Below are 25238 nucleotides of genomic sequence, written 5' to 3' on the forward strand. Positions count from 1 at the left end.
GATGTCCAGTTGCGCGCCGAATGCGGGGAGTTGAAGCCTGTGAGTGTGACGTAAAACCCAGACATAACCCCGGCGTAGCCCGGATATACGAGAACTGCCGCCCCAGGGGCGGCAGTTCCGGATCGACCGACTCACCGTGGGCGAGTCGACAAAGTTACTTCTCCTGCTGCTTGCGCCAGCGAATTCCGGCCTCCAGGAAGCCGTCGATCTCGCCGTTGAAGACGGCCTCGGGGTTGCCGACCTCGTAGTCCGTGCGCAGGTCCTTGACCATCTGGTACGGGTGCAGGACGTACGAACGCATCTGGTTGCCCCAGGAGTTGCCGCCGTCGCCCTTGAGGGCGTCCATCCTGGCCTGCTCCTCCTGCCGGCGCCGCTCCAGAAGCTTGGCCTGGAGGACGTTCATCGCGGTCGCCTTGTTCTGGATCTGCGACCGCTCGTTCTGGCAGGAGACGACGATGCCGGTGGGGATGTGGGTGAGGCGCACCGCGGAGTCGGTGGTGTTGACGCCCTGGCCGCCGGGCCCGGAGGACCGGTACACGTCCACCCTCAGCTCGGACTCGTCGATCTCGATGTGGTCGGTCGTCTCGACGACGGGGAGGACTTCCACACCGGCGAAGGAGGTCTGGCGGCGCCCCTGGTTGTCGTAGGGCGAGATCCGCACCAGCCGGTGGGTGCCCTGCTCGACCGAGAGCGTCCCGTAGGCGTACGGCACCTGCACGGCGAAGGTGGTCGACTTGATGCCGGCCTCTTCCGCGTACGACGTCTCGTAGACCTCGGTCTTGTAACCCTTCTGCTCCGCCCAGCGCAGGTACATCCGCTGCAGCTTCTCGGCGAAGTCGGCGGCGTCGACGCCACCGGCCTCGGCGCGGATGTTCACGAGCGCCTCGCGGGAGTCGTACTCCCCGCTGAGCAGCGTCCGCACTTCCATCTCGTCCAGCGCCTTCTTGACGGCGGCGAGCTCGGAGTCGGCCTCGGCGCGGGTGTCCGGGTCGTCCTCCTCCTCGGCCATCTCGAACAGCACCGCGAGATCGTCGATCCGCCCGCGCAGCGTCTCCGCCTTCCTGACCTCGGCCTGGAGGTGGGAGAGCTTGCTGGTGATCTTCTGCGCCTCGTCCGGGTTGTCCCACAGGGACGGCGCGGCCGCCTGCTCCTCGAGCACGGCGATGTCTGCCCTCAGCTTGTCGAGGTCCAGAACGGCCTCGATCGACTCCATGGTCGAGGAGAGGGACTTGAGCTCTTCGGATACATCGACGACTGCCACGCCTCCCAGCGTAACGGCTCCGCCAAGCGCACAGCGCCCGGCCACCGGTGCCCGGCCCACCGGCCTGGTGGGGCGGGGTGTCCGGGGCCCCGGGGTCGCCGGGTCAGGCGGGCGGGCGGAGGGTCACGGGGTCGACGTGCTGTGGGTGTCCTGGGGCGGGGAGTCGTCGCCGGAGGTGGCCAGCCACGCGCCGACGCCCACCGCGGCCGCCAGCACGACCCCGGCCACGCCCAGTGTCACCCTGCGCCGCCGCGCCGCCGCCTTGTGCCGGGCCGAGCCCGGTCGCGGCGCCCCGGACGCCCTCGGCACCCTGGCCGTGCCCCGCGCACCGCCCGCCAGCTCGTCGGGACCCGGCACCCTCATCGACGTGTGCGTGTCCCGGTTGGAGTCCGGCTTCGCGCCCGGCACCAGGGAGACCGCCCCCCGTCGCCGTACCCGCTGCTCCTCGGCGGCCGGAGCGGCGGCCGTCTCCTCGGCGGCGTCCTCCGACGCCTCCGTGTCCGGCTCGTCGACGTCCAGCGGCGGCATCCCCGCCAGCGTCGGCAGCTGCTCCCGCAGCCGCGCCGCCAGCTCGGACGCGCGCAGCCGGGAGGCCGGTGCCTTCGCCAGGCACTGCACGAGCAGCTGCCAGAGCTCCTCGGGGATGCCGGGCAGGGGGACGACGGTCTCCGTGACGTGACGGCGCAGGACCGCCCCGGGGTGGCCGCCGCCGAACGGGGTGAAGCCCGCGAGGAGCTCGTACAGAACGGTCGCCAGGGCGTAGATGTCCACCGACGCCCGGGGCGGCAGGCCCTCCACGATCTCCGGCGCCAGGTAGTCCGGCGTACCGATGATCTTCGTGGCGCGGGTCCGCTTCGGGGAGTCGATCAGCTTCGCCACGCCGAAGTCGGTCAGCAGGGCGGGGTGGGCTCCGCCGGGGCCGAGCGGGCCCTGCATGTCGAGCAGGACGTTCTCCGGCTTCACGTCCCGGTGGACCACGCCCGCCGCGTGCGCCGCCGCCAGCCCGTCCGCGACGTCCGCGACGATCGCGACGGCCGCCTCGGGCGCGAGGCGCCGCTCCCGCTCCAGGCGGGTGCGCAGATCGGTACCGCGGACCAGGTCCATGACGAGGGCGAGGTCGTTGCCGTCGACGACGAGGTCGCGGACGGACACCACGTTCGGGTGCTCAAGGCCCAGCAGGGCCGTGCGCTCCTGCACGAAGCGGCCCACCAGCTCCTCGTCGGACGCGAGATCCTCGCGCAGCAGCTTGATGGCGACGGGCCCTTCCGGCCCCTCGCCCAGCCACACCGTGCCGGCGCTGCCCCGCCCCAGGATCTGGTTGGCGGTGTACCGGCTGCCGATCTTCCGTGCCAAGGCTGCTCCTACAGACGCGTGTTGCCGACAAAAGTACGCGTCCGATGAGCCAACCTTCACCACGGAGGCGGAAATCACCCGCCAGGTGTCGACAAATCCCCAGACTCGCGGTCAGTTGTTGCCGCCCACGCTGTCGAAGAAGTCACCGACCGCCTTCGCCCAGTCCTTCAGCTGGTGCCAGTAGCCCTTGCCCTCCCCGACCCACGTGTGCAGCGGGGTCAGGTCCCAGATCAGCCAGCCCGCGACGAACAGGATGACGACCATGAAGAGGCAGCCCTTGAGGCAGCCGAGCCCGGGGATCTTCATCGGGTTGGCGCTGCGCTGCCGCGGCTCGCGCGGGGCACGCTGCGGCTCGGCGGGGGCGGCCGGGGGCGCATAGCGCTGCTGCGGCCGCTGGGGCTGCTGCGGCGGCGGGGCGTACTGCTGCGGCTGCTGGCCGTACCCGGCGGGCTGCTGCTGGCCGTACCCACCCTGCTGCCCGTATCCCCCGCCCTGCGGTCCGCCCTGCTGTCCACGCGGCTGCGGCCGGCGTACCGGCTGCTGCTGCGGGGCCTGGCGCGGCGGCGCCTGCTGCGGCCGGGCCACCTGGCGCTGGGGGCGGCGGCGCAGCGGGTCCTCGTTCGGGTCGAGGTACTGGACCTGCGTCTGCTCGTTGCGGTCGCGGGCCGCGCGGAGCTGGGTCTGCCAGGGATGCGGCTGCTCCGGCTGCTGCTGGCCCGGCTGCCCCTGGGGCATCGGCGGCATGACGGCCGTCGGGTCGGCGGCGCCGGTGTTCGGCAGCACGGCGGTCGGATCGGCGGCGCCGGCGGGGCCGCCGGTGTGCGGGAGCACGCTGGTCGCCGCGTTCGGGTCGTACGAGCCGGTGTTCGGCAGTACCTGCGTGGGATCGGCCGACCCCGGTACGGCCGCCGGCGCCGGGTCGGGGGCCAGCAGCGCGCCCACCCCCTCGGCGGCGGCGATCTGCGCGGAGTTCGCGTGCACGCCGACGCCCTCGGCGACGACGCGCAGGCCGCGGGCGAGGTTCTCGGCGCTGGGCCGGTCGTCGGGGTTCTTGCGCAGGCAGCGCTCTATGACCGTCCACAGCGGGTCGGGGACGGTGGACGGGCGGCGCGGCTCGGCGCTGAGGTGCTGGTGGAGGACTTCGAGGGCGCTGCCGCCGGAGAACGGCGGGCGCCCGGTGACCAGCTCGTACAGCAGGATGCCGGCGCCGTAGATGTCGACGGCGGAGGTCTGCGGGCGGCCCTCGGCGGACTCCGGCGCGATGTACGCGGGCGTACCGACGAACTCGTGGGTGCGGGTCAGGCCCGGGGAGTCGGCGAGGCGGGCGATGCCGAAGTCGGTCAGCAGCGGGTGCATCTGGCCGTTGTACTGCTGGAGCAGCACGTTGGCGGGCTTCAGGTCGCGGTGCACGACGCCGTCGGCGTGGCTGGCGGCGAGCGCGTCGGCGATCTGGGCGGTCAGCAGCGCGGCGGCGACCGGCGAGAAGGGGCCGTTCTCCCGCAGGTAGCGGTGCAGGTCGGGGCCCTCGACGAGGTCCATGACCAGGGCAAGCAGATCGCCCTCGACGACCAGGTCGCGGACCCGGACGATGTTCGGGTGGGTCAGCCGGAGCAGCACGGAGCGCTCCCGCAGGAACCGCATCACGATGTCAGGGTCGTTCGCGAGCTCTTCCTTGAGAACCTTGATCGCGACGGTCTCCCCGGGCTGGCCGGGCACGGCCGCCTCGGCGCCCGCGGTCTCCCGCTGGCGGGCACGCCAGACGGTACCGGTGGCGCCGCGTCCGAGCGGCTCCTCCAGGAGGTACTTGCTGCCTACCGGCCGCACGTCATCCGCTCCCTGTCGCTTGCTGGTGTGTCCGGTTCTTGTGTCCGACCCACTGTAGTGCCGTGGTCCCTGGCACCGGGCTGTCGTCCAGCTGTGCTTTCCCCCGCACCGTAGGCGGCCGATAAGTGTTCCGGACGTATCCCCATACGTAGGCGTTCCCGTAGTTGTTCGATGGAAAGACGCTCGCTTCGGTCCGGCGGTTGCCGGGTCCGGACGTGACCGATCTCAAGTGATCGCCCGCGCGGTATTGGTCAGGCACTTTTGGGGGCAGAGCTGACCAATCAAGATCACTTACCATCGGGTCGTGGGCGCGTTGTCAGTGGCAGGTGCGAGGATGCGTGCGACAGCAGAACTGGCCGACGTGCTCGTGGCGGTGGGGGGAATTCCGCGCCCGCGCAGAAGGGACCGCTGACGGCGATGCAGATCCGGCTGACCGTCGTAGACCCGCTGGGCCCTGCCGCGCAGCGGGGCCGGACCGTGAGCCGGGACGTGCTGGTGACGGCGCCCGCGGGCACGGATCTGGCCGCGGTGGCCTCCGCGCTGGCCTCGGCGGTCACCGGTGACGGCGGGCCGGGCGGCCGGGAGACGAGTGGCGCCCCCGTCGTCCTGTACGCCGGGGCGGAGCGGCTGGACGCCCGCCGCCGCATCCTGGGCGAGCCCCCGCTGGTCGACGGCGCCGTGCTGTCCCTGGGCGCGCCCGCCGCCCCCGAGCCGCATCCCGAGCTGGACGACGCCCCGGCCCAGCTGCACGTGATCGCCGGCCCGGACGCGGGCGGGGTCCACCTCCTGCACGGCGGCCAGATCACCATCGGCCGCTCCGCCGACGCCGACGTCCCGCTCGACGACCCGGACGTCTCCCGGCTGCACTGCGCGGTCACGGTCGCCGCCGACGGCCGCGTCTCGGTGGCCGACCTGCACTCCACGAACGGCACGGACCTGGACGGCACCCGCGTCACCGACCGCCCGGTCCGCCTCGCCCCGGGAGCGCTGCTGCGCATCGGGGAATCGGCCCTGCGGCTTACGCCGTCCGGAGGACCGGGAGCCAGGGTGGGCACGGCACCGGACGGGGACGGATGCGTGCGGGTGCTGCTCGGCGGTGAGGGCGCGGAGGGGGGCGACCCGGCCGACGGGAGCGGCGGCCTGGACGCCGGCGGTTTCGCGAGCCCCGCGCGCGTCACGGCTGCCGACCGCTCGACCGGCCCCGCGGGCCCCACCCATCACGCCTACGGCACGGCGGGCTGGGGAGCCTCGGGCGGAGCGGCGGGGGGCCAGGAGCACGGGCCGGCGGAGTCACCGGTCGTACCCGCGCAGGGGGAAGCGCCGAGGATCGAGAGCCGGGGTGGAGCGCCGACGGCCGGCCAGGGCGGCGGCTCGCCGCAGGCCGGGTGGGGAAGCGGGGCCCCGGCCGGAGCCGGGCAGGGCAGCGGGCTCCCCGCGGCCGCCGGGCACGGGGAGGCACCGCAGACGGCCGGCCGCGGAGACGGATCACCGGCGGCCGGGCCCAGGCACGAGCCCCCCTCGTCGGCCGGACGCGGAGACGGACCGCGGCCGGCCGGATCCGGGCACGAACCGTCCCCGTCCGGACGCCGGGACGGCGCCCCGGCGACCGCACCCGGGCACGAACCGCCCTTTTCCGCCGGGCGCGGGTACGAGTCGTCGCCGAGCGGACGCGGATACGACCCTTCGTCGGCCGGAAGCCGCGGCGGACTGCCCGGCCCACGCGCTGGTTCCGCCACCACGCAACGCACCGGTGACCCACAACGCCCCGCCGCCGCGGACCGCGCCACCACGGACCGCGCCACCGCCACGGGCCGGTCCGCCCCCACGCAACGCTCCGGCGACACCCACGCCGGCCGCTCCGGAGTTCTCGGCGGCCCCGGCCCCCGAAGCGGCCCGACCGGGCCCGCGTCCGGCCCTGGCTCCCGAAGCGGCGCCATCGGACCCGCGACCTCCGACCCGGCGGCGCACCACCGGACCTCCCCGGACAGCGCCCCGTCGGCCGACGACGTCTCCGACGGCCCCGCCCCCTCCGCGAAGCGCAAAGGCACCCCCCTCCGCGGCACCGACGCCCCCGCCCTGCCCGGCGCCCGCAGGCGTGGCGGGCTCGGGGCCTGGGCGCGGCGGCTGGCCGGCGGGCGTGGCGAGGTGCTGTCGGCCGCCGACGGCGAACCCGCGGCCGAGGACGGCGGCACCGCGTCGGCCGGCGCCCCCGCCCAGCCCGAGACCTGGCCGGATCCCGCCGCCCTGCTGCTGACCGCGCTCGGCCCCGGCCCCCGCCTCTGGGAGCGCGGCCCCGGCCACCCGGAGACGCTCACGGTCCGGCTCGGCACCGCGGACCGCCCGGCACCCGACGGACCGGGGCTGCTCCCCGCCGTGCCGGTCACCGCCGACCTGCGCGAGGCCGGCGCCCTCGGTCTCGCGGGCCCGCGCACCCGCCTCGCCGGTCTCGCCCGCGCCGTACTGGCGCAGCTCGCCACGCTGCACTCCCCCGACCTGCTGGAGATCGTGCTGATCAGCGCGGACCGGGCCCGCTCCCTGGAGGAGCGCACGGCCGAGTGGTCCTGGCTCGGCTGGCTTCCACACGTCCGCCCCGGACACGGCCAGGACTGCCGCCTTCTGCTCGCCTACGACCGCGAACAGGCCGCCGCCCGCGTGGAGGAACTGCTGCGCAGAGTGGAGGACCTGTGCGCACCCCGACGGCCGGCCACCGCCGCCGACCGCCCGAACCTGGCCGGTACGACCACGGACGCCCCGCCCGCCGAGGCCGCCCACCGCCCCTCCTGGGCCCGCGACGACCTCGGCGCCGACGACGGCGACGGCAGGGGCGGCTTCCCGGGGCCGTACACGGTCGTCGTCGTGGACGGCGATCCCGGCGGCTCGGCGCTGCGGGACGCGGTGGCGCGGCTGACCGTCGCCGGGCCGCGTGCCGGAGTGCATGTGATCTGCCTGGCGGAGACGGCGCCCACCTCGCCCACCTCGCCGGTCACCCAGACCTACGAGGCGGCGTGCGCGGTGACGCCGACGTTCCGGGAGTGCGGGGCCGTGGCCCTGCTCAGCGGGGACGTGGCCACGGCGCTGCATCTGCTGCGGGTGGCCCGCACCGACGCGGCGGGCCCCCTCGGCCCCGGCACCCTGGCCGCGGTGGACGCGGTCTCCCCCGCCTGGGCCGAGCGGTTCGCGAGAGCGCTGGCCCCGCTGCGCCCCGACGGCCCGGCCGGCGACCGGCACACGCGCGTGACCACCCCGCTCCCCCAGTCCGCACGCCTGCTCGACGAGTTGGGGCTGGCGCGGGCCACCCCGGCGTCGCTGATGGCCCGTTGGGCGGACGCGGCCGACGACACCGAGTCGCTGGGCGGCCGGGCCCGGGCGGTGCTCGGCGCCGGACCGCGCGGCCCGCTCGGCGCCGACCTGGTGACCGAGGGACCGCATCTGCTGGTCGAGGGCCCGCCCGGCAGCGGCCGTACGGAGCTGCTGCGGGCGATGGTCGCCTCGCTGGCCGCCTCCGACCGCCCCGACCGGCTCGGGATCGTCCTGATCGACGGCCGCGACGGCGTCGGCACCGGTGCCGGCGCGGGACTCGGCGAAGGCCTGCGGGTATGCACCGACATACCGCATGTGACCACCCATCTCTCCGTCAACGACCCGGTCCGGATGCGGGAGTTGGCACAGTCACTGAGCGCCGAGCTGAAACGGCGGGCCGAACTGCTGGGCCGCTCCGACTTCACCGACTGGCACGCCCAGCGGGAGATCTCGGGCCGTATCGTCGCCCAGCGCGGCCGCCCCGCCGCGTCGGGCGCCGCCGACATAGAGGCACCGCCGAGCTCCACGATCCGGCTGCGCCCGTCGGCCGGGGCCGCCGCCCGTCAACGCACCGAGGCACCACCGCCGTTGCCCCGCCTGGTCGTCGTGGTCGACGATCTGGACGCCCTGGTCTCGCCCGCCCTCGGTTCGCCGGGCCGGCCGGCCGCCGGCTCCGTGATGCGGGCGCTGGAGGCGGTGGCCAAGGAGGGCGACCGGCTCGGGGTCCACCTGATCGCGGCCACCGGGGCGGGCGGCCGTACGGCGGAGACGGAACCGGCCCGGCGGGCCACCCTGCGCGTCACCCTGGACCCACCTGCCGCGGGCCCCGACGAACCGGCCCCGGGCCGCGGCCGCCTGACCACACCGGACGGCCACATCACGGCGTTCCAGGCGGGCCGCGTCACCGGCCGCATTCCCCGCACGGCGACCCAGCGCCCCACGGTCGTCCCCCTCGACTGGCCCCGCATGGGCGACCCCCCGACCCGCCGCCCGGTGCGGGAGCTGGGCAACGGCCCGACGGACCTGGCGCTGCTGGCGAGCGCGGTGGAGAGAGCGGCGCGCGAGGTCTCGGCGGCGGAGGTTCCTTCGCTTTTGTGAGCCACGGCGACCCCCGGCCACTGATCACGAGGCGATCACGATCCCCCGCCCTCACCTGTACGCACCCTTGCCGCACAGGCGCCCCCCGCGTACACCGGAGCGCACGGGACAGAGTTCTGACGTTCAACGAGGAACGACGAACGGGGAAGTGATGCGCGCCATGAGCAACACCATCCGGACAGGCAGGGCCGTCACCACGCTTGCCGCACTCCTCGCGGGAGCCCTCGCGCTCACCGCGTGCGGAGGCAGCGACGACAAGAAGAACGACAACGGCTCGGAGAGCAGCGCCAGTCCGTCCGGTTCCACCCTCACCCTCCCGAAGCTGGACGGCACCACGCTGGAGGTGGCCGCCGTCTGGACCGGGCAGGAGCAGAAGAACTTCAAGCAGGTGCTCGCGGAGTTCGAGAAGCGCACCGGGGCGAAGGTCACCTTCGTGCCCGCCCAGGACCCGATCATCAACTTCCTCGGGTCGAAGATCGCGGGCGGTCAGCCGCCGGACATCGCGCTGCTGCCGCAGCCCGGCGCGATCAAGCAGGCCGTGCAGAAGGGCTGGGCGAAGCCGCTCGGCGCGGACGCGGTCAAGGAAGTGCAGAAGAACTACTCGCAGGGCTGGCAGGACATCGGCAAGGTCGGCGGCAAGCAGTACGGCGTCTACTACAAGGCCGCCAACAAGTCGCTGATCTGGTACAACGCCAAGGTCTTCGAGAACGCGGGCGCCACCGAGCCGAAGACCTGGAAGGACCTGCTGACGACCTCGCAGGCGGTGTACGACTCCGGTGTCACCCCGTTCTCGGTGGCCGGCGCGGACGGCTGGCCGCTGACCGACTGGTTCGAGAACGTGTACCTCTCCCAGGCGGGCCCGGAGAAGTACGACCAGCTGGCCCAGCACAAGATCAAGTGGACCGACCCGTCGGTGAAGCAGGCGCTGACCACGCTCGCCCAGATCTGGGGCAACAAGAACTATCTGGCGGGCGGCCAGAACGGCGCGCTGCAGACGGAGTTCACCACCTCGGTCACCCAGACCTTCACGGGCGGCGACCAGCCGAAGTCGGCGATGGTCTACGAGGGCGACTTCGTGCAGGTCAACATCGGTCAGACCAAGGCGAAGGTGGGCACGGACGCCAAGGTGTTCCCGTTCCCGGCGGTCGGCTCCGCCGCGCCCGTGGTCTCCGGCGGTGACGCGGCCGTCATCTTCAAGGACTCCAAGGGGGCCCAGGCCCTCGCGACCTTCCTGGCCTCCCCGGACGCGGCGACGATCCAGGCGAAGCTCGGCGGCTACCTCTCCCCGAACAAGAGCGTGCCGAACTCGGCGTACCCGAACGAGGTGCAGCGCACCATCGCCAAGGCCCTGATCTCCTCCGGTGACGACTTCCGCTTCGACATGTCCGACCAGGCCCCGCAGGCGTTCGGCGGTACCCCGGGCAAGGGCGAGTGGAAGGACCTCCAGGACTTCCTGAAGAACCCGAAGGACGTCGCGGGCGCGCAGGCGAAGCTGGAGAAGGACGCGGCGGCCGCCTACGGCAGCGGAAGCTGACCCGGCGATGGCCGCACCCGCGACGACGGCCCCCGCTCCACCGGGCCGCCGCAAGAGCGTGACCGGCACCCGCAGGACCGTGGCGTTCCTCTTTCTCCTCCCCGCCCTGGTGCTGCTCGGCGCGCTCGTGGTCTACCCGATCGGGTACTCGCTAATCCGCAGCTTCTACAACGCGAACGGCGACGGTTTCGCCGGCTTCGACAACTACAAGGCGATCTTCACGGACGACGGCATCCGCACCGCCCTGAAGAACAACATCATCTGGGTGGTGTTCGCGCCGACGATCTCCACCGCCCTCGGTCTGGTCTTCGCGGTGCTGACCGAACGGATCCGCTGGGGAACGGCGTTCAAGCTGGTCGTCTTCATGCCGATGGCGATCTCGATGCTGGCCGCCGGGATCATCTTCCGTCTCGTCTACGACCAGGACCCGGACAAGGGTGTCGCCAACGCGGTCTGGGTGGGCATCCACGACACCTTCGCCCAGTCCTCCGCGTTCCCGAACGCCCACCCGGGCCGGGAGTCGCCCCTGAAACCGGACCAGGGCGGCTTCGTCACCACGGCCACCGTCCACACCGGGCAGACCGTCGCCCTCCCCCTGGTCGGCGTCGCCCCGGACCAGATGCCCGACGGCGCGAAGAAGGCCGTGGCGGCGAGGCCCGACCCCGGGAAGATCACCGGGACCACCTGGCAGGACTTCACCCGCGGCAAGGGCGTCGGCAGGCTCGGCGCCCCCGACCCGTCCGAGGTCGGCTACGACGGGATGCGCGTCGAGGCGGTGAAGGACGGCAAGGTGGTGGCCTCGGCCAAGGCCGCCGCCGACGGCACCTTCACCCTGCCCGCCGCTGCCGACGGAGCGCAGCTCAGGCTCCCGGCGAGCAACTTCAAGCAGCCCTACAACGGCGTCGACTGGCTCGGCCCGTCCCTGGCCACGCCGGCCATCATCGGGTCGTACATCTGGATGTGGGCGGGCTTCGCGATGGTGCTGATCGCGGCCGGACTGGCAGGTGTCCCCCGGGAACTCCTCGAGGCGGCCCGGGTCGACGGGGCGACCGAGTGGCAGGTGTTCCGCAAGGTCACCGTGCCGCTGCTCGCGCCGGTCCTCGCGGTGGTCACCGTCACCCTGATGATCAACGTGCTGAAGGTCTTCGACCTCGTGTACATCATCGCGCCGGGCTCCTCGCAGGACGACGCGAACGTGCTCGCCCTGGAGCTGTACCGCAAGGGCTTCGCGGAGGACCAGCCGGGCATCGCGAGCGCGATCGCGGTGTTCCTGCTGCTCCTCGTCATCCCGGTGATGTGGTTCAACGTGCGTCGGCTGCGACGGGAGGAGCGGCGATGAGCTGGCTGCTGGAGAAGATCAACGGCGGTCTGGTCCGCGTCTTCCTGATCGTCGTCGGCCTGTTCTGGCTGGTGCCGACGATCGGGCTGCTCGCCTCCTCCCTGCGTTCCCCGGAGGACATGAGCGCGAGCGGCTGGTGGAACGTGTTCGCCAAGCCGTCCCAGCTCACCTTCGACAGCTACCAGAACCTTCTGGAGAACAGCGACATCACCAACTCGCTGTGGAACACCGTCCTGATCACCGTCCCGGCGACGGTCCTGGTCGTGATCATCGGGGCGCTGGCCGGGTACGCGTTCGCGTGGTTGGAGTTCCCCGGCCGGGACTGGTGGTTCCTGACCGTGGTCAGTCTGCTGGTGGTCCCCGTGCAGGTCGCGCTGATCCCGATCGCCGAACTCTTCGGCAAGATCGGCCTGTTCGGGACGATCCTCGGGGTGGTCCTCTTCCATGTCGGCTTCGGCCTGCCGTTCGCGGTGTTCCTGCTGCGGAACTTCTTCGCGGAGATCCCGCGGGAGCTGCTGGAGGCGGCCCGCCTCGACGGCGCCGGTGAACTGCGCCTGTTCACGCGGGTGGTGATGCCGCTGGGTGGGCCGGCGATCGCGAGTCTGGGCATCTTCCAGTTCCTGTGGGTGTGGAACGACATGCTGGTCGCGCTGGTGTTCACCAAGTCGGGCACCCAGCCGATCACGGTGGCGCTCCAGACCCAGGTCCGCCAGTTCGGCAACAACGTCGACGTCCTGGCCCCCGGCGCCTTCATCTCGATGGTGGTCCCGCTGGCGGTGTTCTTCGCGTTCCAGCGGCAGTTCGTGTCCGGGGTGATGGCCGGCGCGGTCAAATAACCACACAGGGCAGTTCAAAGAAGGGCGAGTCGGTCATCGGCTCGCCCTTCGCCGCGGGTCTGGGGGTGTCCCCCGGAAAGCACAGTACTGAACGTAACCCACATGAAGTAACGAACCGTAACCTAATCACTCCATTGGCCGTTCCCGGGCAGAACGCCCGCGCCGACCGACCCATGGATGTCCCTTGCCCAGGTTCAGTGTCATTGTCCCCGCGTACAAGGTCCAGGCGTATCTGCCCGAGTGCCTGGACTCGGTGCTCTCGCAGTCGTATCCCGATCTCGAACTGATCGCCGTCGACGACCGCTCGCCGGACGCCTGCGGCACGATCATCGACGAGTACGCGGCCCGCGACGCGCGCGTACGGGCCGTCCACCTGCCGGAGAACCAGGGCCTGGGCGGTGCCCGCAACGCCGGGATGGAGCAGGCGCGCGGCGACTACCTGCTCTTCCTGGACAGCGACGACACCCTCACCCCCGACGCGCTGCGGGCGATCGCCGACCGGATCAAGGAGACCGGCGAGCCGGACGTGCTGGTCTACGACTACGCGCGGACCTTCTGGACGGGCCGGGCGGAGCGCAACAAGGTCGCGTTCCAGCTGGCCGAACAGGGCCCGGCACCCTTCCGGCTGGAGGACCGGCCGGGCCTCCTGCGCGTTCTCATGGTGGCCTGGAACAAGGCGTACCGGCGGGAGTTCGTGGCGGAGCACGACTTCGCCTTCCCGCCCGGCTACTACGAGGACACCCCCTGGACCTACCCGGTCCTGATGACCGCCGGGACGATCGCGACCCTGGACCGGGTCTGCGTGCACTACCGGCAGCGGCGGCAGGGCAGCATTCTCGGCACCGCGAGCCGCAGCCACTTCGACATCTTCGACCAGTACGACCGGGTCTTCGCGTTCGTCGAGGAGCGGCCCGAACTGGCCCGCTGGCGGCCGGTGCTGTTCCGGCGGATGATCGACCACTTCTCGACGGTGTTCACCAGGCGGGAGCGGCTGCCCCGCGGCACCCGCGCCGAGTTCCTGCGCAGGGCCCGTGCCCACTACCGCCGCCACCGGGCCGCGGGCACCCCGGTCCCGTGGCCCACCCGGATCCGCCACGGCCTCGTCCACTACGGCCTGCACCGCACCTACCGCGCCCTCCAGCTGGCGCGGTCCGGGGGCCGCCGCACGGTCAAGGCCGCCGTCAAGTCCGTCCGGGGCCTGCGCTCGGCCCTCCTCCAGCTGCACTACCGCGTCCAGCTGCGCCTGCCGCTGCGCGCCGACCGCGCGGTCTTCGCCGCCTACTGGAACCGCGGCCACAGCTGCAACCCGGGCGCGCTGGAGGCGGCGTTCCGCAGTCACGTCCCGCACATCCGCACCTCCTGGATCGCCCGCCCCGAGCACCAGCACACCGTCCCGCCGGGCCCGCGCCGGCTGCGTCCGGGCACCTTCGGCTACTGGACCGCGCTGGCCCGCTCCAAGTACCTGGTCAACAACGTCAACTTCGACCGGCGGCTGAAGAAGCGCCCCGGCCAGGTGTTCGTGCAGACCCAGCACGGCACCCCGCTCAAGCACATGGGCCTCGACCTCCAGGAACACCCGGCGGCCGCCGCCGGCATGGACTTCGAGGAGCTCCTGCGAGGCGTCGACAAGTGGGACTACCTCCTGTCCGCGAACCGCCACACCACCCTGACCTGGGAGCGCGTCTACCCGGGCGGCTACACCACCCTCGAATACGGCTACCCGCGCAACGACGTCTTCCAGCAGGCCACCTCCGCCGACGTGACCCGGATCCGCGAGTCCCTCGGCGTCCCCGAGGGCACGGTCGCGCTGCTGTACGCGCCCACCCACCGCGACTACCGGCGCACCCAGCGCCCCGCACTCGACCTGGACCGGATCGTGCGCCGGCTCGGCCCGCGCTTCGTGATCCTGGCCCGCGCCCACTACTGGCACGGCGGCCCGCTCGCGGCCGGCGGACGGGTGATCGACGTCAGTGACCACCCGAGCGTGGAGTCCCTCTGTCTCGCCTCGGACGCGCTGGTCACCGACTACTCGTCGATCATGTTCGACTACGCCAACCTGGACCGCCCGATCGTCGTGCACACCGAGGACTGGGACGCCTACCACGCGGCCCGCGGCACCTACTTCGACCTGCGCTCCAGCCCGCCCGGCGCGGTCGCCCGCACCGAGGACGAGCTGATCGACATCTTCGCCAGCGGCCATTGGCGCGGCTCCCGCTCCGCGCAGCTGCGCGCCGCGTTCCGCGAGCGGTTCTGCCGGTACGACGACGGACGCGCCGCCGAGCGGGTCGTACGGCATGTGGTGCTCGGTGAGCCGGCCGGGCTGCCGGAGGTCATCCCCCTTGACGAGCGGCACCCTGTTCCGTCGGCGGCCTCGGGGCTCGCCCACTCCCCGCTGGCCACCGTTCCGCAACCTTCTGGTCACCTGCCCGTCACCGAGAGCCGTTGACCGCCGTTTGCCTTCCAGGGAGTTCCTTCATGCCCCCGAACACCTCGCGGCCCACTCCGTCGCGGCCGTCCACCTGGCGACCCACGGGGAGGCCGGGCCGCATGGACACCTGAGAAAGAGCAGCATGCCCCGCTTCAGCATCATCGTCCCGTCCCACGGGGTCGCCGGCCGGCTGTCCCAGGCGCTGGACTCGGTCCTCGCCCAGTCCTTCGGCGACCTGGAGCTGATCCCGGTCTGCGACGCGCCGGACGCCCCGGCCGCCGCGGTCGCCACCGGATACGCCGAGCGGGACTCCCGGGTGGCCCCGGTGCACTCACCGCCGTCGGCGGGGCTGAGCGGGGCCCGCAACACCGGGATGCGGGCGGCGCGGGGCACGTATCTGCTGTTCCTCGACGGCGACGACGTCCTGGTCCCGGGCGCGCTGGCGCGGCTGGCGGCACGGCTGACCGAGACCGGTGACGTGGACGTGCTGCACTTCGAGCACGAGCGGGCGCCCTGGTGGGAGGGCGAGCCTGCCAACCCGGCGGCGCCGCTGCTGGCGGGCACCCCGCAGGGCGCCTTCGCCCCGGCCGAGGCACCCGCGCTGACCGGCGTGACGCTGCCGGCATGGAGCGCGGCCTACCACCGCGCCTTCCTCACGGACCGTCGGCTGCGGTTCCCCGACGGCCACTTCACGGACGTCGGCTGGGGCGGCCTGACCGGTATCGCCGCCGAACATGTCGCGGTGCTGCGCTCGGTGGTCGTACGGCACCGGCTGCGCCGGCAGGGCAGCCGGCTGAACCTGCCGGGTGCGCATCAGCACGAACTCCTCGACCAGGTCGAACTCGTACTGGCACGGGCGCTCGCGGCGGGACTCCCGGGCGAACGGGCGCGGCCGCTGTTCGAGCAGCTCTTCGAGGCCGTGCTGAGGACGGCCGCCCGCCCGCGGCGGCTGCCGTCCGGGCACCGGGCGTTCTTCCGGCGGGCGGGGTGGCTGCACCGTACGTACCGCCCGGCCGGGTTCCGGATGCCGGGCGGGAGTCTCGGCATGCAGCACCGGCTCCTCGCGACGGGCGCGTACACCGCGTTCCGGGCGCTGCGCGGGGCCAACCGGGCGGCGGTCCGGGCGGCCGGGCGGCTGCCCCGCCCGCGGCTGCCGCTCACCCGGCTGCGCTACGCCCTCGACCTGCGCCGCCCTCTCGACGAGAGTCTCGCCGTGTACTGCGCCTACTGGGGGCGCGGTTACACCTGCAACCCGGCCGCGATCCACGCCACGGCCCGTCAACTCGCCCCGCGGCTGCGCTCGGTGTTCCTGGTCGAGGCCGGCCAGGAACACACGGTGCCCGAGGACGTCGAGTACGCGGTGATCGGCAGCCGCCGCTACTGGCAGGTGCTGGCCCGCGCCAAGTACCTGGTCAACAACGCCAACTTCGCCGAGGGCGTGGTCAAGCGGACCGGCAGCGTGCATCTGCAGACGCAGCACGGCACCCCGCTGAAGAAGATGGGCGTCGACCAGTCGACGTACCCGGTGGTCGCCGCGCAGACCGGCAGCTTCACCAAACTGCTCGGCCGCGTCGACCGCTGGGACTTCAACCTCTCCGCGAACCGGCACTCCACCCAGACCTGGGAGCGCGCCTTCCCCGGCTCGTACGAGGCGCTGGAGTACGGCTATCCGCGCAACGACGTCTACTACACGGCGTCGGCCCATGACGTGGTCCGGGCCCGTCGCGGCCTGGGCGTGCCGGACGGCAGGACGGCCGTGCTGTACGCCCCCACCCACCGCGACCACCACACCGGCTTCGAGCCCGGCCTCGACCTGGAGGCGTTCTGCGAGGCGGCCGGCGAGAACGTCGTCGTCCTCCTGCGCGCCCACTACTTCTACGACCGCGGAGCCCTCGCGGGCACCGGCCGGGTCATCGACGTCACCGCGCACCGCTCCGCCGAGGACGTGTGTCTCGCGGCGGACGCGCTGATCACCGACTACTCCTCCATCATGTTCGACTACGCCAACCTGGACCGGCCGATCGTCGTCTACGCCGACGACTGGGAGGTCTACCGGGAGACCCGGGGCGTCTACTTCGACCTGCTGGCCGAGCCACCGGGCCCGGTCGCGCGCACCCCCGAGGAACTGGCCCGGATCTTCCGCGAGGGTTCCCACCGGAGCCCGGAGTCCAAGCGGCTGCGGGCCGAGTTCCGGGCCCGTTTCTGCCAGTTCGACGACGGTCTGGCCGCCGAACGCGTCGTACGCCGGGTGTTCCTCGGCCAGCCGCCGGAGGCGCTCCCGCCGCTGATCCCGCTCGCGGAACGCCTGCCCGCCCCGGCCGCCACCGCCTTCGCGAGGAGCTGACCGTGCCCCGATTCAGTCTGGTCGTGCCCTGTTTCAAGGTGCAGGGGTTTCTGCGCGAGTGTCTCGACTCGGTCCTGGAGCAGTCCTTCCACGACATCGAGGTGATCGCCGTCGACGACCGCTCCCCGGACGGCAGCGGCGCGATCCTCGACGAGTACGCGGCCCGCGACCCGCGCGTGCGGGTCCTGCACCTGCCCGAGAACGTCGGCCTCGGCCACGCCCGCAACGCCGGACTCCCGCACGCCACCGGCGACTTCCTGCTCTTCCTGGACAGCGACGACACGCTCACCCCGGGCGCGCTGCGCGCGATCGCCGACCGGCTCGCGGAGACCGGCGACCCGGACGTCCTGGTCTTCGACTACGCCCGCACCTACTGGTGGGGCGGCACCCGGCGCAACGCCCTCGCCGAGGTGCTGAGTTCGACCGACGCCGTCTTCACCGCGGCCGAACACCCGGAGATCCTCGACCTGTTGATGGTGGTGTGGAACAAGGTCTACCGGCGTGACTTCGTCGAGGAGAACGGCTTCCGGTTCCCGTCGGGCTACTACGAGGACACCCCGTGGACCTTCCCGGTCCTGCTCGGCGCCGGCCGGATCGCCACCCTCGACCGGATCTGCCTGAACTACCGTCAGCGCCGCCAGGGCAACATCCTCTCCACCACCAGCCGCAAGCACTTCGACGTCCACGACCAGTACCGCAGGGTGTTCGCGTACGTCGACGCGCACCCGGAGCTGGCGGGCTGGCGGCCGTATCTGCACCGGAAGATGGGCGAGCACTGCCTGGACATCCTCGCCAAACCGGACCGGCTGCCGCCCGCGGCCAAGGGCGAGTTCTTCCGGCGTACCGCGGAGCTGTACCGGGCGTACCGGCCGGAGGGCGCCGACCTCGGGGTACTGGGCGGCTCGTACGCGTCGTACCGGCTGCGCGAACAGGCCGCGCGGATCGGCCGGGAGAGCGGACGCCAGGCGCTGCGGGTGCGGCGGGCGGCGGGGGCCCGGGCCCGGCACGCGCTGACCGGGCTGACCGGGCTGGGCGGTCACCGCGCGCTGGACGAGCAGCTGGTCCTGTACTCGGCGTCCTCGCACCGGGGCCTGCTGGGCGACCCGGCGGCCGTCTACCGCAAGGCCCGGGAGATCGCGCCGGGGCTGCGGGGCGTCTGGGTGGTGAAGGACGCGGAGGTGGCGGCGGCACTGCCCGCGGACGTGGAGTACGTACTGCTGGACTCCCCGGGGTACCGGCGGCTCACCGCCCGCGCGAAGTTCCTCGTGAACGACGTCAACTGGCCCGGCGCGCTGGTCAAGCGGCCCGGCAGCGTGCACATCCACACCCACCGGGGCACCCCGCTGAAGTACCTGGGCGCCGACCTGCTGGGCAAGCCCGGTGCCCGGCTCGGTCTCGACGTGCCGCAGATGCTGCGCCGGGCCGACCGCTGGGACCACAGCCTGGTCGCCAACCGCCACTCCGAGCTGGTGTGGGAGCGGGCCTACCCCTGCCACTTCACGTCGGCCCGCACGGGCAGCCCGCGCAACGACGTGCTGGTCCAGGGCGGCCCCTCGGACTTCCGTGCCCGGTACGGCATTCCGGCCGACCACACCGTCGTGCTCTACGCCCCGACCCGCCGGGACCACGTCCGGGGCGGTCATGCCGAGCGGATCGACCTGGCCCGGTTCGCCGCCGACCTCGGAGAGGGCCACACCCTGGTGGTCCGGCTGCATCCGTCGCTGGCGACCGGTCCGGCGCGCGGGATGGGCCTGGCCGAGCTGCACCGGCGCGGGATCGTGGTCGACGCGACCGGCGAACCGCACGGGGAGCAGGTACTGCTGGCGGCGGACGCCCTGGTCACCGACTACTCCTCCGTGATGTTCGACTACGCCAACCTGGACCGGCCGATCGTCGTGCACGCCGACGACTGGGCCACCTGCACCGCGAGCCGGGGCGCCTATCTCGACATCACCGCCGAGGCGCCGGGCCATGTGTCGCACTCCTACCGGGAGCTGGCGTGGCTGTTCGCCTCGGGCGGCTGGCGGGACGAGGAATCGGCACGGCTGCGGGCCGACTTCCGGTCCCGTTTCTGCGAGTTCGACGACGGACGGGCCGCCGAGCGGGTCGTACGGACGCTGCTGCTCGGCGAGCCGATGCCGGCCGCCGGTGTACGGGTGCCGGAACCCGTCTCGGGCCGCGATCTGCTGGCGTCGACGTGAGACCGCGCACCTGGGTGCTGGTCCTGGCCGCCGTGTTCGCGGTGCTGCAACTGGCCAACGTCACCGGCCGGGACACCCCCGACTCCGAGAACTACGTGTCCTACGCGCTGACCCTGGGCGGGGTGGACCACCGGGAGGCGGCGGCCCGGACGATCGACTGGGCCTGCGCCGGCCAGGCCTCCGAGGCGGCCCGCGCGCAGAGCGTGAACGTGCTGCACTTCCACGCGCCGAGCCCGGCGGGGCGGGTCTTCTCGGAGTGCCGTGAGGATGAACTGCGGCGCGTGGAGCGCCGGTTGGCGGCCGGACAGACGGACGGGCACGTCGTGCCCTTCGTGGCTCCCCGGCTGCGGGCGATCTTCGAGGTGCGGCCCGGCTATCCGGTGTTCCTGCTGCCGTTCGTCACCGTGTTCGGGGTGACCTGGGGGGTGTGGCTGGCGAGTGTGCTGGTCACGGCCGCGGGCGGGGTGCTGGCCTTCCTGGTCCTGCGGACGCTGTCGGTACCGGTACCGCTCGCGCTGACCGGGCAGGCCCTGTACTACGTCCTCCCGGTGGGCACGACCGCGATGCGGCCGATGACCGAGGGCCTGACGCTGGCACTGACCCTGACGGCGATGTGGGGCTGCGCGCTGACCCTCACCGGGCGGGCGGGGGCGGCGCGGGCGGGGACGGCGGGAACGGCGCGGGCCGGGGCGGCGGGGACCGCTCGGGACGGGACGGCGGGGACGGTGTGGGTGGGGACGGCGCTGGTGGCGGGGGCGTTGCTCGCGCTGTTCGCCGTGAAGCATGCGCAGGCGCTGTTCCTCGGGGTGTGCCTGGCCGGGGCGGGAGCGGTGGTCGCCGTGGGGCGGCGACGGCGCGGCCGGGCGCCCGGGCGCGGGGTGGTGGCGATCGCCGCGGCGGGCTGTGCGGCGGTCGCCGGCACCCTGCTGCTGGCCCGGCTGCTGCGTTATCCCTCCGAGGCGGAGAGCATGCAGGACCTGCTGACCGGCCACTACACCCACCCGGACCGGGTCCGGCCCTGGCCGGAGTTCCTCCATCTGGAGTGGGACTTCTGGGTGGAGTGGCTGCGCCGGCAGCTGCTGGCGCCGCTGTTCCCGGCGGCGCTGGCGGCCGGGGTGTGGGGAGCGCGGCGGCGGCCGGCTTTCGGGGTCTTCCTGCTGGCGGCCGCGGGCACCGGGTTCCTGACCCAGGCCGGGCATCCGGACATCACCATCTGGGGCGACCGGCTGATCGTGCTGGCCTGGCTGCTGCCGGTGGTGGGGGTGCCGTTGCTCCTTGAGCCGCTGGTGGACCGGGTAGTTCCGGTTCCCGCACAGGAGTCACTCGACAAGGTGAGCGGCGGGGGCCTGCCGGGGGCTCACTCGATGAGGTGACGGGCGGCAGAGCGGCCGGGACGCCACCGGGACGCGCGGGAACACTCGGCAAATGGTCCGCCCTGTCCGTTCTCTCCGGTGAGCACCGGCGCCCTGGTCCGGCGCGCCGCGCGCGGTTCCGCCGCTCTGCGCGGCGGCCGCGCCCGGAGACCCACCCCCTACCAGCTCTCCGGCCTGCTGTTCTGGCTGGTGATGACCCTGGCGTACTGGCGGGTGCCACCGTGCTGCGAGGCCGGACAGCACGCGGCGGCGGTGGAGCGGCTGCTGCGGGCGGGCCTGACGGACGCCGCCGTCTCCCCGTACGTACTGACCCAGGACGCGCTGGCCCGGCTGACCGGGCTCAGCGGCTGGCAGCTGCTGCGGGTGTGCGGCCCGCTGAACCTGCTGGTACTGCTGACCGGCCTCGGCCGACTGGTCCGCGTGCTCTCCCCGCGTCCCTGGGCACCGGTGCTGGCGCTGGTCTTCCTGTCCGTGCTGTGGGGCACCCGGCCCGGGTGGGGCGGCGGCTCGCTGGCCCTGCTGCCGCTGACCGGCAGCCTCGGCTACCCGTCCGCGTTCGCCCTCGGGCTCACCCTCTGGGCCTGGGCCCTGACCGGCGCCCGGGCCCGCGATCTGCGCCGGGTGCGCTATGTCGGCCCGAGCGGCCTGCGCAGCCTCTCCGGATACGCGGCGCTCGGAGTGCTCTACGGGGTGGTGGCCCTGGTCGACCCGGTGCTCGGCGTGGCGGCGGCGGCCGGTGCGGTGGCGTTCACGGCCGGGTGGCAGCGGGAGTGGCGGGGCGCGGTGTGGGGGCGGTGGGGGCTGACGGGCGCGGTGGCGGCCGGGGTGATCGCCTTCGGGACGCATGCGCACGTGCCGCCACAGCCGTACGGGGCGTACGAGGCCTTCGCCGGCTTCGGCGGCTTCGGCGGCTTCGGCGGCTTCGGTGGCTTCGGCGGCTTCGGTGGGATGGTCGGGCAGTGCTGGCTGGCGCTGCTCGGGGTGCCGGCGCTGTGGGTGCGGGCGCGGTGCGCGGCCGGGGAGGGGCCTCGACGGGCCGCAGGGCGAGCGGACCGGCAGGCGAATCTGCGGGCGAATCGACCGGCGGACCGGCAGACGGATCGGCAGACGGATCGGCGGGGGTGTCCGGTCGCGGGTTGGAGGGCGGGACGCGTCCATGGACGGGCCGCGGGACAAGCCCCTGCACGGGCCGCGACTTGGCGTGATCCGCTCGTACTGCTGTTCGTTCTGGAGGCCCTGTTGGCGGGGTACGGCGTCCGCCACGGCTTCGGCGAACTGCTCGGTCCCGCCCTTCTGGCGCCGCAGTGCGCGCTCGCGGTGGAGCTGGCGGCCGAGCGGCCCTGGCCGGGCCGACGGCGAACGCTGGGGTGGGCCGCGGCCGGCGGGGCCTGTCTGGGCTTCCTGACCGCGCACGCCGGGGCGGTCGTACCGCGCTCGCTGGACCCGGTCGGCTTCGTCCAGCCGCCGCGCTGGCCGTCGTACGACTGGGCGGCCCGGCACATCGGCCCCGGGGAACCGGTGATCACGGACGCCTACTACGCCGTACGCCTGCTCCCCGGATACGGCATCGAACTGGCCGACGCGCACGACCACCGCCCCCGGGTGCGCTGGCTGCTGCTGACGCGGCGCGAGCGGCTGCCCGGAGATGCGGTGGTCGTGGACTGGAGCCGGCGGACCGGGGAGGTGCTCGCGCGGCTCACCCGGACGGGGGACGTCCCGGTGGCCGCCCGGCCGACCGCCCGGCTGACTACTCGACGATGAGCTCGACCGGGATGTTGCCCCGGGTGGCCTTGGAGTACGGGCAGTACTCGTGGGCCTGGTGCACGAGCTTCTCGCCGGTCTCGTTGGAGAGCTCCTCGGGCAGCTCGACGCGCAGGGTGACCTTGAGCGCGAAGCCGCCGTCGGACTCGTCCTTGCCGATGCCGACCTCGGCGGTGACGGAGATCTCGCCGGTGTCCACCTTGGCCTGGCGGCCGATGGCGCCGAGGGCGCTGGCGAAACAGGCGGCGTAACCGGCCGCGAAGAGCTGCTCGGGGTTGGTGCCCTGGCCGTTGCCGCCGAGAGCCGGCGGGAAGGCCAGCGCGAGGTCCAGCTGCCCGTCCGAGCTGACCGCCCGTCCCTCCCGGCCGGTGGCGGTGGCGGCTGCGGTGTAGAGCGCGTCCATGGAAGACCATCCCTCTCGAAGTTCTGCGTTCCGGCGGCTCCGTTCCGGCCGCCCTCACGACAGCAAGTAGAGCACACAATTAAATTGCGCACAACTAAATGACTCGCAAGAGGTACGATCGAGCCATGACCGCGACGACCCCCACCCCCGCCCCCGAGGCAGAGTGGCTGCGCCTGGACCGCCAGATCTGCTTCTCCCTGCACGCCGCGTCCCGCGCCTTCAACAGCGTCTACCGCGTGATCCTCAAGGACCTCGGGCTCACCTACCCGCAGTACCTGGTGATGCTGGTGCTGTGGGAGCAGGGCGACCTGCCGGTCAAGAGGCTCGGCGAACACCTGCGCCTGGACTCCGGCACGCTGTCACCCCTGCTCAAGCGCCTGGAGGCGGCGGGCCTGGTCCACCGGGAGCGCAGCGCCCGCGACGAACGCTCGGTGGAGGTACGGCTGACGGAACAGGGCACCGAACTGCGGGAGCGGGCGTTCGAGGTACCGCGCAGGATCATGTCCGCGACCGGCTTCGACGTGGACGAGATACGGGACCTGAAGGCACGCCTGGACCAGCTGACCGGGGCGTTGGACACGGCGGCCTCGGAGGAAGGGGCGCGCTGAACTCAGCCCAGCCCACTCCGAATCGGCCGCACATACAGCCGCAGCGCGATCCGGTCGATCACCATCTCCTCCCGCAGCACGAACTGCTGGTTCAGCACGGCGAGTTTGGCGCGCTCCGTGGCGAGCCGCGGCCGGTACCCGCTCACCAGCGCGTACTTCTCCATCACCGCCCACACCTCGTCCACCCCGGCGAGCCGCCGCCGCAGCGTCCCCGCCCCGACCTCGCTCCCGTACAACGTCCCGGACACCGAAGCCGGTTCGGCCAGTGCGACGTCCCGCGTGCCCTTGAAATCGGCTGGGTAGGCCAGCTCCGTCCCCCGCGCATGGGCCGGCAGGTACAGCACGGGGTCACCGGGCCGCAACGCACGCGCCGCCGCCTCCGCGACCGCGCCGAGGTCGTCGGGCCGGGTGGTCGGCACCCGGTCCTGCCGCAGCAGCGGCACCTGGTGGGTGAAGGCGAGGGCGAGCGCCAGGACCCCGGCCAGGGTGACCGCGGGCGGCCTGGGCGTGCTCGCCGAGCCCTGCGACCGGAGCCGGCCGAGCACCCCGGCGACCCGGTCCGCGCCGAGCGCCACCAGCAGGGGCGCCCCGGTGAGCGCGTACAGCACATACCGGTCGACGTACAGCGGTGTGAGCTGCGAGGCCAGCATCAACGCCACCGGTGGCAGCACCGCGAGTGGCAGCGCGACCGCCGCGAGGGTCACCTCGCCACGCCGGCCCACCAGCCGGGCCAGCCCCAGCAGACCGAGCGCGAGGCATGGCCAGTACACCCGGTCGGTCGGTCCGAGGTACTGGCGCAGCAACTCCTGCGCGGTCTCCAGGTCCGGCTCCCGCAGCCAGGCCAACTGGGCCGACTGCGCGTGCGAGACGACGACCATCGGCAGCAGGGACAGCACCACACCCCCGGCCGCGCAGGCCCACCCCCGCCACACCCTTCCCGACGAACGGGCCAGCGCCAGAGTTCCCGCGTGCGCGAGCAGCAGCAGGACCGCGAACTCGTGCAGCCAGCAGGTGACTCCTAGGACGGCGCCGTACCACCACCAGACCCGCCACCCCCCTCCGGTCCCGCCCCGGGTCCCGCCCCCGGTCTCGCCCTCGATCCCGTCTTCGGCCTCCCCTCGGGTCTCCCCTCCGGCCTCCCCTCCGGTCTCCCTTTCGTCCGCCGCCCGTACGAACAGCAGGGTCGCGCCGGTCGCGCCGGCGGCGACCAGGGCGTAGGAGCGGCCCTCCTGCGCGTAGTGGCCGACCAGCGGAGTGACCGCGTACATCAGTCCGGCCCACAGGCCGACGCGCGGCCGGGCCAGGCGGGCGCCGAGGGCGGCCACCAGGCCCGCGGTGGCCGCCGCCGCGCACACCGAGGGCAGCCGGAGGTCGACCTCGCCCGGCCGGCCCGGCGCGGCGGCGAGGACGACGTGCATCAGCAGGTAGTACAGGCCGTGCACCGCGTCCACGCCGTGCAGCAGCCGCCAGATCTGCGGCACCGTGCGCCGGGCGACCTGGTAGGTGACGGCCTCGTCGCGCCACATCCCGCCGCGGTGCAGCCCCCAGAGGCCGACCGCGAGCATCACCGCGGCC

At 73.3% G+C, this 25238-nt stretch carries 15 protein-coding genes; 10 read left to right on the forward strand and 5 right to left on the reverse strand.

Annotated elements, in window-relative coordinates; genetic code table 11:
* Window positions 1-154: 154 nt before the first annotated feature.
* The 3 genes from prfB to ACZ5K7_RS05835 all read right to left on the reverse strand — a co-directional run bounded on the left by prfB (window position 155) and on the right by ACZ5K7_RS05835 (window position 4438).
* Entirely contained in the window at window positions 155-1261 is a 1107-nt protein-coding gene (gene prfB, locus ACZ5K7_RS05825; protein ID WP_351701428.1) for a peptide chain release factor 2, read from the reverse strand.
* A 123-nt stretch (window positions 1262-1384) separates the two neighbouring features.
* Window positions 1385-2614, reverse strand: a complete 1230-nt coding sequence (locus ACZ5K7_RS05830) for a serine/threonine-protein kinase (RefSeq protein WP_468910802.1) — start codon at window positions 2612-2614, stop codon at window positions 1385-1387.
* A 111-nt stretch (window positions 2615-2725) separates the two neighbouring features.
* A complete protein-coding gene (locus ACZ5K7_RS05835; protein WP_468910805.1) occupies window positions 2726-4438 on the reverse strand; it encodes a serine/threonine-protein kinase in 1713 nt (570 codons plus the stop codon).
* 417 nt (window positions 4439-4855) lie between these two features.
* On the opposite strand from ACZ5K7_RS05835, the gene ACZ5K7_RS05840 reads away from it, so the two are divergent.
* The 9 genes from ACZ5K7_RS05840 (at window position 4856) to ACZ5K7_RS05880 (ending at window position 22652) form a co-directional block, all read left to right on the forward strand.
* Window positions 4856-8836, forward strand: coding sequence for an FHA domain-containing protein (locus ACZ5K7_RS05840; RefSeq protein ID WP_468910807.1), 3981 nt, complete (start codon window positions 4856-4858; stop codon window positions 8834-8836).
* A 151-nt stretch (window positions 8837-8987) separates the two neighbouring features.
* Window positions 8988-10370, forward strand: coding sequence for an ABC transporter substrate-binding protein (locus ACZ5K7_RS05845; RefSeq protein WP_468910811.1), 1383 nt, complete (start codon window positions 8988-8990; stop codon window positions 10368-10370).
* A gap of 7 nt (window positions 10371-10377) precedes the next feature.
* Window positions 10378-11709 (forward strand): carbohydrate ABC transporter permease, encoded by a 1332-nt coding sequence (locus ACZ5K7_RS05850; RefSeq protein ID WP_351701443.1) that lies wholly within the window; start codon window positions 10378-10380, stop codon window positions 11707-11709.
* Window positions 11706-12545, forward strand: a complete 840-nt coding sequence (locus tag ACZ5K7_RS05855; RefSeq protein WP_351701445.1) for a carbohydrate ABC transporter permease — start codon at window positions 11706-11708, stop codon at window positions 12543-12545. The genes ACZ5K7_RS05850 and ACZ5K7_RS05855 overlap by 4 nt, the downstream gene beginning before the upstream one ends.
* A 184-nt stretch (window positions 12546-12729) precedes the next feature.
* Window positions 12730-14991, forward strand: a complete 2262-nt coding sequence (locus ACZ5K7_RS05860; protein WP_468910816.1) for a bifunctional glycosyltransferase/CDP-glycerol:glycerophosphate glycerophosphotransferase — start codon at window positions 12730-12732, stop codon at window positions 14989-14991.
* Between the two features lie 124 nt (window positions 14992-15115).
* Window positions 15116-17317 (forward strand): bifunctional glycosyltransferase family 2 protein/CDP-glycerol:glycerophosphate glycerophosphotransferase, encoded by a 2202-nt coding sequence (locus tag ACZ5K7_RS05865; protein ID WP_468910819.1) that lies wholly within the window; start codon window positions 15116-15118, stop codon window positions 17315-17317.
* Window positions 17318-17319: 2 nt separating this feature from the next.
* Window positions 17320-19518, forward strand: coding sequence for a bifunctional glycosyltransferase/CDP-glycerol:glycerophosphate glycerophosphotransferase (locus tag ACZ5K7_RS05870; protein WP_468910822.1), 2199 nt, complete (start codon window positions 17320-17322; stop codon window positions 19516-19518).
* Window positions 19515-20891 (forward strand): hypothetical protein, encoded by a 1377-nt coding sequence (locus tag ACZ5K7_RS05875; protein ID WP_468910824.1) that lies wholly within the window; start codon window positions 19515-19517, stop codon window positions 20889-20891. Before ACZ5K7_RS05870 ends, ACZ5K7_RS05875 begins: the two co-directional genes overlap by 4 nt.
* A 78-nt stretch (window positions 20892-20969) precedes the next feature.
* On the forward strand, window positions 20970-22652 hold the full coding sequence (locus tag ACZ5K7_RS05880) for a hypothetical protein (RefSeq protein WP_468910826.1): 1683 nt from the start codon (window positions 20970-20972) through the stop codon (window positions 22650-22652).
* Here the strand turns inward: ACZ5K7_RS05880 and ACZ5K7_RS05885 are convergent.
* On the reverse strand, window positions 22639-23055 hold the full coding sequence (locus ACZ5K7_RS05885) for an organic hydroperoxide resistance protein (protein ID WP_351701464.1): 417 nt from the start codon (window positions 23053-23055) through the stop codon (window positions 22639-22641). The genes ACZ5K7_RS05880 and ACZ5K7_RS05885 overlap by 14 nt on opposite strands.
* A gap of 125 nt (window positions 23056-23180) precedes the next feature.
* Between ACZ5K7_RS05885 and ACZ5K7_RS05890 the strand changes: the two genes are divergently transcribed.
* Window positions 23181-23663, forward strand: coding sequence for a MarR family winged helix-turn-helix transcriptional regulator (locus ACZ5K7_RS05890; RefSeq protein ID WP_351701467.1), 483 nt, complete (start codon window positions 23181-23183; stop codon window positions 23661-23663).
* Window positions 23664-23665: 2 nt separating this feature from the next.
* Here the strand turns inward: ACZ5K7_RS05890 and ACZ5K7_RS05895 are convergent, their stop codons facing one another.
* A complete protein-coding gene (locus ACZ5K7_RS05895) occupies window positions 23666-25228 on the reverse strand; it encodes a glycosyltransferase family 39 protein (RefSeq protein WP_468910982.1) in 1563 nt (520 codons plus the stop codon).
* Window positions 25229-25238: the final 10 nt, after the last annotated feature.

It is taken from the genome of Streptomyces sp. NPDC031497 (assembly GCF_055580905.1).